Here is a 15,314-nt window from a genome sequence, read left to right as displayed (position 1 = left end):
TTCAGGTTAGTCGTTGGAGAAAATGGCATCTAAGCGGGCGCTGGAATCTGCGTAACTGGTACGCTCATCCATCTCTTGCTGCAAAAATGCCTCGATGTCCGGATAGAGCGCGATGGCCTGGTCCAGTTGCAAATCGTTACCCGCGGCATACGCCCCGACGCTGATCAGGTCGCGATTGCGTTGATAGCGCGATAGCATCTGCTTGAAGCGCCGCACCGATGCAAATTGCGCGCTGCTGATCAAGGCCGTCATGGCTCGGCTGATCGAGGCTTCGATATCGATCGCCGGGTAGTGGCCTGCTTCCGCCAGGCTGCGCGATAAGACGATATGGCCGTCCAGGATCGCGCGGGCGGCATCGGCGATCGGGTCCTGCTGGTCATCGCCTTCGGTCAGCACGGTGTAGAACGCGGTGATCGAACCGCCTGCGCCGTTGGCATCGCGGGCGCCGTTGCCGGCCCGTTCGACCAGGGCCGGGAGCTTGGCGAACACTGACGGCGGATAACCCTTGGTGGCGGGCGGTTCGCCGACCGCCAGGGCGATTTCGCGTTGGGCCATGGCGTAGCGGGTCAACGAGTCCATGATCAGCAGCACGTCCTGGCCCTGATCGCGGAAATACTCGGCCAGACAGGTCGCATACGCAGCGCCTTGCAAACGCAGCAAGGGTGAGGTGTCGGCTGGGGCGGCGACCACCACTGCGCGCGCCATGCCTTCCGGGCCGAGTGTGTTTTCGATGAAATCCTTGACCTCGCGGCCGCGTTCGCCGATCAGGCCGACCACGATCACCGAAGCGCTGGTATAACGCGCCATCATGCCGAGCAACACGCTCTTGCCGACCCCGGAACCGGCGAACAGGCCCATGCGCTGGCCGCGGCCGACGGTGAGCAAGGCATTGATGGCACGCACGCCGACATCCAGCACGGCATCGATCGGCGCTCGCGCCAGCGGATTGATCGGGGCGGCGGAGAGCGGCACTTCGCGGGAAAAATCGAGCGGTCCCAGATCGTCCAGCGGCCGGCCGCTGGCGTCTACCACGCGCCCCAGCATGCCGGCGCCGACCGGCAGCCGCTTCGCGCCGGCCTGGAGCGCAGGCTCGCCAGCGCTGAGCGGGTTGCCGCCCAAGGCAGAGGAGGACGGGGCCGATTCCATCGGATACACGCGCGCACCCGGTATCAGGCCGGCGACTTCACTACGCGGCATCAGAAAGATGCGCTCGCCGGCAAAGCCGACCACTTCGGCTTCGGTGCTGCGTTGGGAATAACCGGGCGGCAGTTCGATCAGGCAATCGCTGCCGACCGGCAAACGCAGTCCGACCGCTTCCAGCACCAGGCCGACCGCGCGGGTCAGGCGGCCGTAGCTGCGGATCGGCATGCTGCGGCCAACGTTGATGCCGGCGTTGCCAAGGCTGCGCCGCCAGCTGAGCAGATGCGGGTTGGCGCTGCCGGTGTCGTCCTTAGTCATGAGCGGGAGGGAGTAAGCGGCCGCTGCCGGCGTCGCTGCGGCCGAGTGCCGCCGTGACGCGCTGCCAGCGGGTTTCCAGCGTGGCATCGATTTCACCGCTGCCGGCATGGACCCGGCAACCGCCGCGGCTCAGGCTCGGGTCGGCGCGCAGCAACCAGCCTGCGGCGTGTAAATCTTCGGCGAGATAGTGCTGCACCAGGGCCAGATCTTCGGGATGCATGCATAGCCGGGGGCTGCCGCTCAGGGCCGGTTCGGTTTGCAGCAACGCGCGTACTGCGGCCAGAACGACTTCCGGGTCGGCGGTCAATTCCTGCAATACCAGCTGTCGGGCGATGTCCAGTGCCAGCGTCAACAACGCATCGGCGATTTCCCGATCGGCATTCCGCAACGCTGCAGGCAGCGCGGCGGCGAGGGTGGACAACTGCGCCAGCTCGCTGGCGGCCAGCGCCGCGCCCGCTGCATAACCTTGTTGCCGGCCTTCCAGATAGCCGAGCTGGCGGCCTTCTTCTGCGCCGGCCTGCTGCGCTTCCAGCCGCAGGCGGGTCAGTTCGGCTTCATCGATCAGCAGGATCGGCTGGAATTGTTCGAGCGCGGATGTGGCACTTGGCGGCGCGTGGGTGGCGCGGTCGCTGTGCGCGTCCGTCGCTGGGTCCGGCGGCGGCGGAAAAGCCCCCATTTCCCAGCGCTGCCAGGCGCTGATGGACAGTTTTCCGGCGGGGTGGTCGTAGAACTCAGACATACGCGTCGCTGCCTTGTCCGCCAAGGACCAGTTCGCCCGCATCCGCCAGGCGGCGCACGGTTTGCAGAATGGCTTTCTGTTCGGTCTCGACTTGGGAGACCCGTACCGGGCCGCGCAATTCCAGGTCCTCGCGCAGCATCTCGGCGGCACGTTGCGACATGTTGCCCAGGAACTTGTCGCGCAGTTCTTGCGGCGCACCTTTGAGCGCGATGATCAGCGATTCCGATTCGATCTCCTTGAGCAGCAACTGGATGCCGCGGTCTTCGATTTCCAGCAGATTTTCGAACAGGAACATCTCGTCGATGATGCGCTGCGCCAGGTCGCCGTCGAAATCCCGCACGTGGCGGATCACGCTTTCTTCCTGGGCGCTGCTCATCAGGTTCAGAATCTCGGCGGCGGCGCGGACGCCGCCCAGGCGGCTGCGCTTGACGCCCTGGCCGGAGAGCAATCCCGACAACACATCGGTCAATTCATCGAGCGCGGCAGGCTGCACACCACCGAAGGTGGCGACCCGCAGAATGACGTCGTGGCGCAGCCGTTCGCTGAACAATTCCAGCACTTCCGAGGCCTTGCTGCGATCCAGGTGGACCAGCATGGTAGCGATAATCTGCGGATGTTCCTCGCGGATCAGCTCGGCGACTTCGCTCGCCTCCAGCCAATTCAGGCTATCGATACCGCTGGCATTCTGGCCCGATTCCAGAATGTCCTCGATCAGGCTGGCAGCGCGATCGCTGCCGAGCGCCTTGTTGAGTACGGCCCGGATATAGCTGCCCGGATCCAGCGTGATGGCCGAGAACTGCTCGGTTTCAAGCCGGAACTCTTCCAGCACCGCGGCGATCTGCGCCCGTGTCACATGCCGTAATGTGGACATGGCGAAGCCGAGCTTCTGCACTTCGGGTGGGGCCAAATGCTGGAACACAGCGGCGGCGCTGTCTTCACCCAGCGCCATCAACAGGATGGCGCTTTTTCTGATTCCGTCGTCACTCATTGCTGTCCGTCCCGCTTTCCATCCAGTTCTTAATCACCATGGCGACTTGCCGTGGATCTTTTTCCGCGATCGCTTGCGCGTGTTCCAGGTTGTCCTGATACCGCTGGTCCAGCCGCTCCTGCGCTTCGGGGCTCAAGGCGACGGGCGCAGGCTCTGCAGCGCCAGCCGCACCGCCGGGCAACGCCAGCGGCGCGACGACCGGGGGCGCCAAATGCTTGCGCAACAACGGCCGCACAACACCCAGCCACAGCCACAGGCCGAGTAGGGCGAGCAACAGGTACTGGCCACCGGCTTTGGCCGGCGCGATGTTGTCCGGCTGGCGCCACCATGGCAAATCTGCTGCCACATTGTCGGTCGCTACAAACTGGCTATTGACGACGTTCAGCGAATCGCCGCGTTCGGCACTGAATCCCATGGCTTCCTTGACCAGGTTCCTGACTTGTTCCAGTTCCGCCGCCGGCATCGCTTGCGCGCTTGCCTTGCCCTGGGCGTTGCGCACGCCGCGATAGTTGACGACTACCGCCACCGACAAGCGTTTGACGCCGCCGACGCCTTGTCGCACATGGCGAATCGTCCGGTCCACCTCGTAATTGGTGGTGACGTCGCGCCGCACGTTGCTGGAACTGCGGTTGGCGTTCGCGCCAGGGGAGGCATTTGCCTGGCTCGCGGCAGCGGTGATCGGAGCAGTGGGGTTAAGCGGCGGCTGATTCGACAACGCGCCGGGAACGCCGCCGGGCGGCGTCGCGCCTTGCTGATTGGAATCGCTCGATTGCTGGCTGCGGATCGCCGCACTCGCCGGGTCCTGATTCGGACGGTATTTTTCGTCGGTATTTTCGACCGTTGAAAAATCGATATCGGCGGCGACTTGCGCCTTGACGTTGGCGGCGCCGACGATCGGCTGCAAAATCGCTTCGATCCGACGGATGGTGTTTTGTTCTATTTCCTGAGCGTATTTCAGCTGGCTGGCATCCAGTCCGCGATTCCCGGCATGCGGCGCCGACAGCAAATTCCCGGCCTGATCGACCACCGTCACGTTGTTTGCGTTCAAGTCGGGCACGCTGCTGGAAATCAGGTGGGCGATGGCGCCGACCTGGCCGTCGTCAATCGAACGCCCGCGCTGCAGCGTGAGTATGACCGAGGCGCTGGGCTTCTGCCGGTCGCGCACAAACAACGACGGTTTGGGAATCGCGAGATGGATGCGGGCCGACGCTACCGCCGCAATCGACTCGACCGAATGGGCGATCTCGCCTTCCAGAGCGCGCTGGTAGTTGACCTGCTCGGCAAACTGACTGACGCCGAATTTCTGGTTATCCATTAACTCGAAGCCGACCGAGCCGCCTTTCGGCAAGCCCTGGGAGGCGAGCTTCAGGCGTGCTTCGTGGACTTGTCCGGAGGCTACCAGCACGGCGCCGCCGCCCTCTGCAAATTTGTACGGAATATTCATTTGCTGCAGCGAGGCGATGATCGCGCCGCCGTCGCGATCGGACAGATTGCTGTACAACACACGATAGTCGGGGGCGCGGCTCCACAGCCATACTGCCGCCATCGTGGCAATCGCCGCGGCCGCACCAATCATCAACGGCAGCCGCGGCATGGCCCGCAGCTGCGCCAGCAGCGCCGGCTTGCCGTTGCCCGATGTCCCGGCATTTGTGCCCGCCGGGCTCATGCAGACACCCGGAGAATGCAGTTGGCGGATGCCAACAGCAACGACCGGCAAGGCTGGTCCGTAGAAGATAAGTGGCGCCTGTGATTTGTGTCGTTCACTTCATGCTTCTGCTTGGGTGACATACAGCAGTCTTTCTTAAAGATGTGAGAGTTGGTGTCGATACAGAACGCGCGGCAGAGACTCTGTGCGGGCTCTGACGACCTTATCGATTGTCGGCCGCCTGGCCCGCTTTCGATCGCTTGAATAGCCGGGATTTTTGCCGTCACCTGGCGCTTTGCCGCACATGCACAGCTGGTAGGCTGCAGGATTTCAACATCGGAGAACAACATGGCGATAGCGGCAATTGAATCCGTACTGCAGCAATTACGGGCGACGGCCCAGGCGGCGGGATCCGCATTTTCCAGCGCGGGCGCGGGTCCGGTCGGCGGCGGCTTTGCCGACGAAATGAAAAAATCGCTGGAGCGCATCAGTGCCGCGCAGACGCGTGCGACGGGACAGGCGGAAGCGTTTGAACTGGGCAAGCCGGGGGTGGCGCTGAATGATGTGATGGTGGACTTGCAAAAAGCCAATGTCGGTTTTCAGATGGGCCTGCAGGTACGGAATAAAGTGGTTTCCGCCTATCAGGAAATTATGAATCTGCCTGCCTGAGGTGTTGCTGGCATGCGGTCAGCGCAGGTGATTTCAGGTTTTTTCAAGGCGGCCCTAAAGGTTTGCCCGACACCTGCCGATAACCTGAACAACGGTGGCTTGCACGAAGCAGCACGGCCAGCGTTACGGCACCGTAGCCGGCAACCTTAATCTTTCTTTGTAAACAGGAGTCGTACCATGGCATCAGTCATTAACACCAATTCCCTCTCGTTGCTGACCCAGAATAACCTCACAAAGTCGCAAGGCACGTTAGGCACGGCAATCGAACGCCTGTCGTCCGGCCTGCGCATCAACAGCGCCAAAGACGACGCCGCCGGTCAAGCCATTGCCAACCGGTTTACTGCAAACATCAGAGGCCTGACCCAGGCATCGCGCAACGCCAACGATGGCATCTCGCTGTCGCAAACCACCGAAGGCGCGTTGAACGAAGTCAACAACAACCTGCAGCGTGTGCGTGAACTGGCGGTGCAGGCGGCCAACGGCAGCAACTCGCGCAGCGATCTGAAATCGATCCAGGATGAAATCACCCAGCGCCTGGCGGAAATCGACCGGACCTCGGCGCAAACCGATTTCAACGGGGTCAAAGTGTTGTCTGCGTCGGCCAAATCCCTGAGCGTTCAGGTCGGCGCGAACGACGGCGAGACGATTTCGATCGGTTTGAAAGAAATCAGTTCGAAATCATTGGGTCTGCAAGGCTTCAATGTCAGCGGACCGCAAGGTGGTGTGCGTGCTGCGGGCGCGCCTGAATTCAAGGCTGCTTTTGGCGACAGTACAGCGGTGACCAGCAGTGACTCTGCCGAGGTTACTGCTGATGCTTTGTCCACGCGTCTCGGTCTTGCCGCCGGTGGCGCGAAGTTTACCAAGACCACTATGGTCGATAAATCGGGGAATTGGTATGCCGAAGTGGCGATCAAGCCAAAGGACCAGGCTGAGTCGGATAAGCTGAAAGCCAATGGCTTCGATATTGCAGGCGGTGCGACGGTCAATTTCTACATTGCACTGGATCCGAAAGCAGCGGAGAAATCGACGGATGGTAAAAAAGCCGACTTCAAAATCGATACCGCCAAAATCAGTTTGTCCGAGCTGAGCTCGGCTGCCACCGGATCGGCGATGGGAACGATCGACAAGGCATTAACGCAAGTCGACGACCTGCGCAGCGCGCTGGGTGCGGTACAAAACCGTTTTAATTCCATTATCGCCAACCTCGGCACGACCACTGTCAATCTGTCGTCTTCACGTTCCCGGATTGAAGACGCCGACTACGCGACCGAAGTGTCGAACATGACACGTTCGCAAATACTGCAACAAGCCGGTACTTCGGTGTTGGCGCAAGCGAACAAGACCACCCAAAGCGTTCTGTCGTTGCTGCAATAAGCTTGACGGCGGCAGGCATGTCGATCCGATGCCTGCCGGTAGTCATGTCAGGCCGGCGGGGCTCCGCCGGCCTGATGCGTCGGCGGGCGCCGCCTGGCGCAAGTTGTACGGATAGCGCGGATGGCGCGCATTTTAGGGAATTCGGAGGATTATCATGGCGGGTATCGTTACCGATGGCGTCGGCTCGGGGCTTCCGCTGGCGAAAACGCTGGCTGAATTGAGGAAGTTCGAAGAGAAGTCGCTAGTGGAGATTCAGAATCAGTCGAACAGTTATACCGCCAGGTTGTCGGCCTATGGCACGCTGAAAAGTCTGCTGGGCGCTTTTCAGGCAGCTTCTACAGGACTGGCTGCGGCCTCGCTGTATCAGGCAGTCAAGGCCGGCTCGGGCGCTGCGGGCGTATTGAGCGCCAGCGCGGGCGCGACCGCCGCTGTCGGCTCGTATGCTGTCAACGTCACGCAACTGGCGCAAGCGCAGTCGCTCGCCACTGCCGGACTGTCCAGTGCGAAAACCGTCGTTGGAAACGGCACGGTGACTATCGCATTCGGGACAATTTCGGGCGGTACGTTGGACCTGAAGACCGGTAAATATAACGATGCGAAATTTACCGCAGATGCAGACCGTAGCGCAGCTTCCGTGACGATTGACAGTGCGAATAACACGCTGGAGGGCATCCGCGATGCGATCAACAAAAGCACGGCGCCTGGCGTCACGGCGACGATTATGAATGACGGCAGCAGCAGTCCGCATCGCCTGGTACTGACCTCAAACGCCACCGGCGCCGCCTCCAGCATGCAGATTTCGGTGGCGGGCGATCCGGCGCTGCAAAAACTGCTGGCGCAGGATGTCGGCGGCGGGGCGCAGAACATGCAGCAAACGGTGGCTGCCAGGAATGCCGAACTGACCGTCAACGGGATTGCTGTCGCAAGAGCCGGCAACGTTGTGCAAGACGCAGTACCGGGTGTCACCATGACGCTGGTGGCTACTGGCAGTTCGACCGTTGCGGTGGCGCGCGACACGCCCGTAGCGGCGACGGCGGTGAATGCTTTTGTGACGGCGTATAACAATCTGCAAAACGCTGCCGCGGCATTCACCAAATACGATGGCGCAAAAAAATACAATGACCTGACAAAAAGAGACGAGCGGGTATCGCCGGTATTATCTGGCGACTCAGCCTTGCACGCGATCCAGAGCCGGATTCGGTCCTTGCTCACCACGCAACAAGACGGTAGCGGCGGCGGGCTGACTTCACTGATGCAAATCGGGGTGTCGCTGCAGAAGGACGGCACACTGGCGCTCGATGCCGACAAGCTGACCAGGGAACTCAACATCAATCCGGATGCGGTCGGCAAATTATTTGTCGGCAGCGGTGATGGTCGTAGCACTGGTTACGCAACACAAATGGCATCCCTGCTGAAGGATTTTGGTGGAACCGGCGGCTTGTTGACGCTGGCGACGGCAGGAGCGACGAAGACACGGGATGATTTAAACAAGAAGTACGACACTATGTCCGCTCGCCTGGATGACACGATGGCGCGCTATAAAAAGCAGTTTACGGCGCTCGATCTGTTGGTCGCCAGACTGAATAAGACCAGCGCATATTTGACCGAGCAGTTCGACGCGCTGAATAAAAGGTAAATAGCCATGTACCAGCCACCAGGATCCAGTCCAGTCGTCAATCCGGGCGCACGCGCCTATGCCAGGATGGGCGTCGAAAGCGCGGTGCTGAGCGCCTCGCCCCATCAACTGATCAGCCTGTTGTTCGCCGGCGCCAGGGCCGCTATCGGCATGGCGCGCCAGCATATGGCAAATAAGGAGATTGGCGCCAAAGGCAACGCGATCTCCAAGGCCATCGACATTATCGAGAACGGTCTCAAGGCCAGTCTCGACGCTGAAGCCGGCGGCCGGGCGGGCGCCGAGCTGGTGGCGAATTTATCTGCGTTGTACGACTATATCAATCAGCGTTTGTTGTTCGCCAACCTGCGCAACGATCCGGCGTTGCTGGATGAGGCGGAGCGCTTATTGGAAAATATCGGTTCTGCCTGGCGTGAAATCGATGGCAACAAGATATCGGGCTAGTCTGCCCGGGAACGGTCCGGCGGAGTACCGGATACCGAACAATCAAGAGAGTGCGATGGAAGATCAAAGCGAGGTAATGCATTGCTACGCGCAAATTGTGCCGATCACCGGACATATGCTGGCATTGGCGCGTGCCGGCGATTGGGATGCCATGACGGCGCTGCAAGAGGAATTCCAATCCTGTGTCGAGCGTCTGAAAACGATAGAGCCGGGGCATGTGCTCGATCAATCGCAACTGGCGCAAAAACAGTTGTTGCTCGAACGGATATTGGCCGACGATGCAGAGATTCGCGATCTGGCGGCGCCGCAGTTTGCGCGCTTGAGCGCCCTGATGGACAGCCTGCGGCGTCAGCAGAATCTGAATCAGGCTTACGTTAAGGCCGAATTTCTACGATAGCGGCGAAGGTGTTGGGTTCGATCCGACAGTTGCCATGAAATGTGTTTGGTGCAGCCAGACACTTGATCTCCGGCCATTTCGAAATGCATCGCGAAACGATGGGCTGAAATCAAAATATCCTTATATTTTTCAATCACTTGCGTTTATTTGCACAGCACATGACCCGGGCTGGCACGGCCTATGCTCTATGTTCATCGAGCGCAACGAAATGCTCATCCAACCGGAACCAAACTTTTAGGAGAACTGAAATGAAATCGACTCTGATGATCAAAGACCTGTCCCTCGACCAACAACTCGACGGCCGTGAAATGGCTGCCGTACGCGGCGGTTCTAACGTCTCGAATATCGGCAGCTTCAACCAGGCCGCACTTCAAGGCGGAGGGTTCGCCAGCCCCAACACGCAAATCGGCGTGTTTACGCCTACCGTGACCAATACCGACGTCAATTTGACCAGCATCAGCAATGTTCTTGGCAATATGCGTACAGGGGTGGTCCAGATTTAAAGGGCCGCGAGAGCCGCCCTCGCAGGGGATAGTCCCCTCCTGTGCTGCTCTCCGCTTTTCCGTTCCAGGCAATTTTACAGCTACAACATGGGTGCAATTGCAACGGCATGCTCACCCGATCCTTACCCTTAGGAGAACTGAAATGAAATCGACTCTGATGATCAAAGACCTGTCCCTCGACCAACAACTCGACGGCCGTGAAATGGCTGCCGTACGGGGCGGTTTTAATGTCTCGAATATCGGCAGCTTCAACCAGGCCGCACTTCAAGGCGGCGGGTTTGCCAGCCCCAACACGCAAATCGGCGTGTTTGCGCCTACCGTGGTCAATACCGACGTCAACTTGACCAGCCTCAGCAATGTTCTTGGCAATATGAATGCAAGGGTGGCCCAGATTTGACGGGCCGCGAGAGCCGCCCTCGCAGGGGATAGTCCCATCCTGTGCGGCTCTCCACTTTCAGCCTTTATTGCAGTTGCAACACGCCATCTCGGATATTTCCTACATACACCTTAATTCTTCCTCTGCAGAATAATCGGCATTGGTAATAAGCCGGGCAATTCAATTTAACCTAGAAACGGTAGTTGGACCGGCAGGAGTGTGCGTTTTTCCGGCTTTCTGGCTAGGGTGTAGCAGGGGTTTCAGACGGCATGCCGTCTGCCTGCGAAACGATATCCGCTTGCAAGCGGATATGCGCCCTGCAAGGGCGACGACGCGGCAGGGCTTTCCCTGCAAGGAGGAGCAACGCCCGTGGCCCTGTAGGGCAGGAGTGTTCCCTTGCAAGGGAACACCGTTGCGCGGGCAGGCGACATGTCGCCAGAATTCCCCGCACAACCGCCAGGGAGCCGGAAAAGCGTGCAATCGTGCCGGTAGCGGGGTCACCCAACAGGTGATTGTATTGATTGAAGAAATCTTCAATTTATTCAATCTTTTATAGGTAACTTGAAGCGGTCAACTGCCGTTTCTAGGTTTAAAAGTGTGCCGTATCCGGAGATTCAGCGGACCGCTCCGGCGACAGGCAAGGCAAAAAGGTATGAATACGACTGCAGCATCATCAATCCGGGTTGTGATTGCCGACGACCATCGGATTGTCAGGAGAGGTTTGTCGCATATTTTGAGTTCCAGTCCCGGCATCATGGTGGTCGGGGAGGCCGGCGATTATGGCGGCATCACTCAGGTGCTGCGTGAGCAACCGTGCGATGTGTTGTTGCTGGATATTTCGATGCCGGGGAAAGACGGCATCGAAATTTTGCATCTTATTAAGAAACGCGAACCCATGTTGCGGATCATGGTTCTCAGCAGCCATGGTCCGGAAAAATTTGCGGTGCGCGCACTGAAAGCCGGTGCTGCCTGCTATTTGACCAAAGACGCGGCGCCGGACGAATTGATCGAGGCCGTTCGCGTTGTCGCGCGCGGCAAGAAATACATCACCAGAGGCATGGCCGAATCGCTGGCCAATCATGTCGTCGGCGAGGACGATTTGATGCCGCATCAGACGCTATCCGATCGCGAATTTCAAACGGTCCGGATGATCGCCGCGGGGCAGACACGTACCGAAATTGCACAAACCTTGTCGATCAGCCCGAAGACCGTCAGTGTTTATCGTTCACGCGTATTTGAAAAAATGGGCGTGCGTACCAATGCACAGCTGACGCAATACGTTATCAAGCATGGTTTACTCGACTAACCGGGAAATGGCTGCTGGACCGGCTAAAAATTTCCACTCCCCATTGCACCCTGCGGGCTACCCGGTCCGAACGGGCCGGATATTGATTTCCATCAATCCAATCCAACACATTCCAGTCCGAACGGATAGGCGATATTTTCCTGGTTTGCGTAAACCCCGCAAAAGATAAGCGCCGATGAAGCACGGTTCCGATGCAGCAAACTGCCTGCTGTTTGACGCCCATTTCGAAGCATTAATGTAGCGTCGTTCTGTTTATATTCAGTGTTCCGGAAATAAGCGTTGCTTACGTCAAGGCCAGATTAATTTGTTTTATTTAGCACCAGGACGGTGATGTTGTCACAGCTTCCAACTGACATTCTGGCGACCGTGATGCAAAGATTCATCTCGCGCCGGCCACGCCGGTCCGACACGGTTCAGGAAGGAAACGTCGTTCGCGGGATGCGCGTCATGCGGCATTTGCGTGCTATCGCGATCGTTGCTGCGTTGACGATTGCTTATATCTGGCTGCATGCAGGCTATCGCATCGAGGCTGAGCTTGACCGTGAGCTGAACGCGTCGCTGCGAGAGCGGGCAGTCCTGGTGCGTGAAATTGAGGAGCGGAATCGATTGTTGCGACAGCTGTGCGCCGACTATTCGGGAAGCGGCGACAAAACGCAAGCGCCGTCGCGCTTGCCGCCCGTGCCGGATGTTGATCGCCATGCCGATGTGGCGGGCGCTGGCGAGAGGCTGGCCAGGCGCAAGCTGGGCGCTTACATGACGTTCGCTGTGATACCGACGCTACTGATATCGGTATTAATGTTTTTCATTTACCAGACGCTGCGGCGTCAGTATATGGTGGTGCGCAAATATGATGGAATGCGGCGTCGTGCAGTGGAGGCAAGCAAGCGCAAATCACGCTTCCTGGCGACCGTGGTGCACGAACTGCGGACGCCGTTGACCGGTATTCAGGGTTATTCCGAACTGGTACGGGATGAGAGCAGCGATGCACTGAGTCGGGAATTCAGCGATTTGATTTATCAAAGTGCGATCCATCTGCATAGCTTGCTCAACACATTGTTCGACCTGGCGAGAATTGAAGCGGGCAAGGTGGCGATATTTCGTGAGCCGATACAGGCAGCGCCATTTTTCAGCTACATCGGTGCGCTGCACCAACTCGCGGCGCAGAAGAAGAAGTTAAGTTTCCGGCTGTTGCTGGCGCCAGACCTGCCGGCGCAGTTTTTTAGCGACCGGCTGCGCTTATCGCAAGTGCTGAACAATCTCCTGGACAACGCCATAAAATTTACGGCACATGGTGGTATTGCTCTGGAGATAGCGGCGCTGAAAAGGGAAATTCGCTTCAGGGTGACGGATACCGGTCCCGGTATGGAAAAAAAAGACCTGAAGCACTTGTTTGAACATTTTTATCAAACCGACACGGTACGCGCACAGCGTGGACATGGGTTGGGGCTGGGACTCTCCCTGGCAAAAGAATTCACGGAATTGATTGGCGGGAGTATTCGCATTGAGTCCGAGCCCGGTGTCGGGACGGTGGTCGAACTCACTATTCCCATGGATGCCGAGACAATTTTGCGTAAGTCCTAATAGAGCGTAAAAGCAACACAAAATTCCGGGGGCAAGAAATGCTGTCACTTCGGACGTTCACGTTCGTCTCAGTGGCGTAGTGACGATGCGCTCGCCACGCATTCTGGTGGTCGAAGACCATCCCATCAATCGTCGTCTGTTGCAGGCACAGCTAGCTGCCGAAGGCTGGCAGAGCGAGGTGGCGGCGACCGGTGCGGAAGCCTTGCTCTGGCTGGCTCGGCGCCATGCAGATAGCCAACTGCTGTCGGCGGCGGTGGTGGCAGCGGTGGTGACGGATTATGTGCTGGAGGATATGACCGGCATCGAGTTGCTGCATCGGGTGCGCGCATGGGAAGCGGAACTGGCTGCCGCCGCCGGCAACCCCGCCAGCAAGCCGGATAGCGCTGCCAGCCATGCGCGCCTGCCGATGATCCTGTATAGCGGCATGTCGCTCGACTATTTGAAGCTGGAATCTCGCGGGCTCGATTACGCCGCGATTATCACTAAACCGATCAGCCGTAGCCAATTGCGCGCGGTGCTGGCGCAAATCGATGCAAGTTCCTCCCTGATGCAAGCCGAATGCCGCCAGCATGCGGCTGTTCTTGCCAACCCCTCCTATTGCCTGAATGCATCAATAACCGGTATGCCGCGCGACTTGCTGGTCGATCTGGTGCAGTTCGGTGAGGATCAGTTGCTGCGATTGCGCAGCAGCATCAACACCGGCGCGCTGGATCAGACAGCAGCCATCGCGCATGGTTTGCGCGGCGCAGCAGCGGTATTGCAATGTGCGCAAATCGCGCAAGCGGCGACAGAAATAGAAACCCAGTCGCGGCTCGGGCTGACTGCCGGTTTGAGTGCTGCATCCGATCGCCTGGAATACCTGTTGGACCATTTGCGCCGCCATATCGCTAAAGTGGAGCAAGCACCGAATGGCCGCACCATACCTGGTTTGTTTCCAGGCTGAATCCAGCAGGATCCGGGGCTTCACGCCAGGTTGTCGGCATCCGGTCGAGATGTTGACGCATGTTTTTTTGTAGAAGTAGTTCCTACAACGGATTGCCCGAATATTTCTTTCAGATTGAGACCAGTGCCGACTTATTTCCGTGTGGAAATATTTGATAATTGCTCAAGGGCAACAGTAGTCGAAATGTTGTCGGGTAACGGGCTTTATCTAAGGAGGAAGACATGGGCGGCATTGGGAATGAAATCGGGGAAGTGAACTTGTCTTATCTGCTGCTGGCGCAGCGGCTGTTGAGAGAAGATCGGGCGACAGCCATGTTTCGCCTCGGACTGTCCGGGGAGCTGGCGGATCTGCTTGGAAATTTATCGTTGTCGCAGGTGGTCAGGCTGGCAGGTTCAAGTTTGTTGTTGTGCCGCTTTCGCTTTAACGACCACGCCATCCTGTCATCGTTGACGCATGAGGGAAAAGACAACAGCCTGCAACAGGCGCATGCAGCGATTTTGCTGGCCGGGCAGCAGCTTGAAGGGATACGTTGATGGTTACCCTTCATCGTGGCTTCAGCGTTGCTGCAATCACCGGCGCCACCTGTCATGCGTTGCGGGTACTGCGTCATGACTAGAAAAAGTGTGATTCTGGAAGCGCAGGAAATCCAGCTGGCAATGGATCTGATCAAGCTTGGGGCGCGGCTGCATTTTCTGGAGGCCGAAACCAGCCTCAGTCGTGACCGGTTGATTAAGTTGTACAAAGAAATCAAAGGGATCTCGCCCCCTAAAGGTTTGTTGCCTTTCTCCACCGACTGGTTCATGACGTGGTTGTCCAACATCCATTCGTCGATGTTCTACAACACCTATCGTTTCATGGTCACGCACGGTGAATGCGCGCAGATTGTCGCGGTCGTCAAAAGTTATCGGCTGTATCTGGAACAGGCGCAGCAACAAAACGGCGCACCGGTTCTCGATTTCACACGGGCCTGGACGCTGGCGCGTTTCTTCGATAGCGGCATGTTGCAACTCACCGCCTGCAGCCGTTGCAACGGCCGGTTTGTGGCGCATGCGCATGACCCGCAACAGGGCTTCGTCTGCGTCCTGTGCCGGCCGCCTTCACGCGCGGGCAAGACCCGCAAGCGGGCTGCCGGCATTCAGGCGAAAGCTGAAGCGGCGCAGAATCATCTCAACAATCAAACAGCTTATGCCTGCACGCCGGCGGCAGCAGGGATTGCGCTTGCGCAGCCGGAATAGCGCGCAATCACACATAAGCGCAC

General features: G+C 58.7%; 16 protein-coding genes. 12 read left to right on the top strand and 4 right to left on the bottom strand.

The features are described 5' to 3' along the window. Positions 1–6: 6 nt before the first annotated feature. From fliI to fliF, 4 genes are read right to left on the bottom strand one after another with little or no spacing between them, the layout of a single operon-like run. On the bottom strand, positions 7–1,545 hold the full coding sequence (gene fliI, locus AC3CHX_RS18045) for a flagellar protein export ATPase FliI (protein ID WP_488629405.1): 1,539 nt from the start codon (positions 1,543–1,545) through the stop codon (positions 7–9). Continuing rightward, positions 1,451–2,197 (bottom strand): flagellar assembly protein FliH, encoded by a 747-nt coding sequence (gene fliH, locus AC3CHX_RS18040; RefSeq protein WP_488629404.1) that lies wholly within the window; start codon positions 2,195–2,197, stop codon positions 1,451–1,453. The genes fliI and fliH overlap by 95 nt, the downstream gene beginning before the upstream one ends. Beyond that, positions 2,190–3,185 (bottom strand): flagellar motor switch protein FliG, encoded by a 996-nt coding sequence (gene fliG / locus AC3CHX_RS18035; protein WP_488629403.1) that lies wholly within the window; start codon positions 3,183–3,185, stop codon positions 2,190–2,192. Before fliG ends, fliH begins: the two co-directional genes overlap by 8 nt. Further along, positions 3,178–4,851 carry a flagellar basal-body MS-ring/collar protein FliF gene (fliF, locus tag AC3CHX_RS18030; RefSeq protein ID WP_488644854.1) on the bottom strand — a complete coding sequence of 558 codons (1,674 nt, stop codon included), beginning with the start codon at positions 4,849–4,851 and terminating at the stop codon, positions 3,178–3,180. The genes fliG and fliF overlap by 8 nt, the downstream gene beginning before the upstream one ends. Before the next feature lie 327 nt (positions 4,852–5,178). On the opposite strand from fliF, the gene fliE reads away from it, so the two are divergent. The 12 genes from fliE to flhC all read left to right on the top strand — a co-directional run bounded on the left by fliE (position 5,179) and on the right by flhC (position 15,291). Beyond that, entirely contained in the window at positions 5,179–5,499 is a 321-nt protein-coding gene (gene fliE, locus AC3CHX_RS18025) for a flagellar hook-basal body complex protein FliE (protein WP_488629402.1), read from the top strand. Positions 5,500–5,676: 177 nt separating this feature from the next. Then, positions 5,677–6,873 carry a FliC/FljB family flagellin gene (locus tag AC3CHX_RS18020; protein WP_488629401.1) on the top strand — a complete coding sequence of 399 codons (1,197 nt, stop codon included), beginning with the start codon at positions 5,677–5,679 and terminating at the stop codon, positions 6,871–6,873. Positions 6,874–7,027: 154 nt separating this feature from the next. Then, positions 7,028–8,509, top strand: a complete 1,482-nt coding sequence (gene fliD, locus AC3CHX_RS18015) for a flagellar filament capping protein FliD (protein ID WP_488629400.1) — start codon at positions 7,028–7,030, stop codon at positions 8,507–8,509. A gap of 6 nt (positions 8,510–8,515) precedes the next feature. After that, the gene (gene fliS, locus AC3CHX_RS18010) at positions 8,516–8,950 is read left to right on the top strand and encodes a flagellar export chaperone FliS (protein WP_488629399.1); all 435 of its coding nucleotides are present in this window, start codon (positions 8,516–8,518) and stop codon (positions 8,948–8,950) included. A 55-nt stretch (positions 8,951–9,005) separates the two neighbouring features. Continuing rightward, positions 9,006–9,347 (top strand): flagellar protein FliT, encoded by a 342-nt coding sequence (locus tag AC3CHX_RS18005; RefSeq protein ID WP_488629398.1) that lies wholly within the window; start codon positions 9,006–9,008, stop codon positions 9,345–9,347. A gap of 248 nt (positions 9,348–9,595) precedes the next feature. Further along, positions 9,596–9,850: a hypothetical protein gene (locus AC3CHX_RS18000; RefSeq protein ID WP_488629397.1), complete on the top strand. Its 255-nt coding sequence runs from the start codon at positions 9,596–9,598 to the stop codon at positions 9,848–9,850. A gap of 142 nt (positions 9,851–9,992) precedes the next feature. Beyond that, the gene (locus AC3CHX_RS17995) at positions 9,993–10,247 is read left to right on the top strand and encodes a hypothetical protein (protein WP_488629396.1); all 255 of its coding nucleotides are present in this window, start codon (positions 9,993–9,995) and stop codon (positions 10,245–10,247) included. A gap of 631 nt (positions 10,248–10,878) precedes the next feature. Further along, complete coding sequence (locus AC3CHX_RS17990; protein ID WP_488629395.1) at positions 10,879–11,532, top strand: response regulator; 654 nt, start codon at positions 10,879–10,881, stop codon at positions 11,530–11,532. A 369-nt stretch (positions 11,533–11,901) separates the two neighbouring features. Continuing rightward, positions 11,902–13,113, top strand: coding sequence for a sensor histidine kinase (locus AC3CHX_RS17985; protein WP_488629394.1), 1,212 nt, complete (start codon positions 11,902–11,904; stop codon positions 13,111–13,113). Between the two features lie 85 nt (positions 13,114–13,198). Further along, positions 13,199–14,056, top strand: coding sequence for an Hpt domain-containing response regulator (locus AC3CHX_RS17980; RefSeq protein WP_488629393.1), 858 nt, complete (start codon positions 13,199–13,201; stop codon positions 14,054–14,056). 221 nt (positions 14,057–14,277) lie between these two features. Further along, complete coding sequence (flhD, locus tag AC3CHX_RS17975; protein ID WP_488629392.1) at positions 14,278–14,589, top strand: flagellar transcriptional regulator FlhD; 312 nt, start codon at positions 14,278–14,280, stop codon at positions 14,587–14,589. Positions 14,590–14,664: 75 nt separating this feature from the next. Then, the gene (gene flhC, locus AC3CHX_RS17970) at positions 14,665–15,291 is read left to right on the top strand and encodes a flagellar transcriptional regulator FlhC (protein WP_488629391.1); all 627 of its coding nucleotides are present in this window, start codon (positions 14,665–14,667) and stop codon (positions 15,289–15,291) included. The last annotated feature ends 23 nt before the right edge of the window (positions 15,292–15,314 follow it).

This window comes from Glaciimonas sp. OK215 (assembly GCF_057787885.1).
This window is presented reverse-complemented; position numbering and strand designations above follow the sequence as displayed.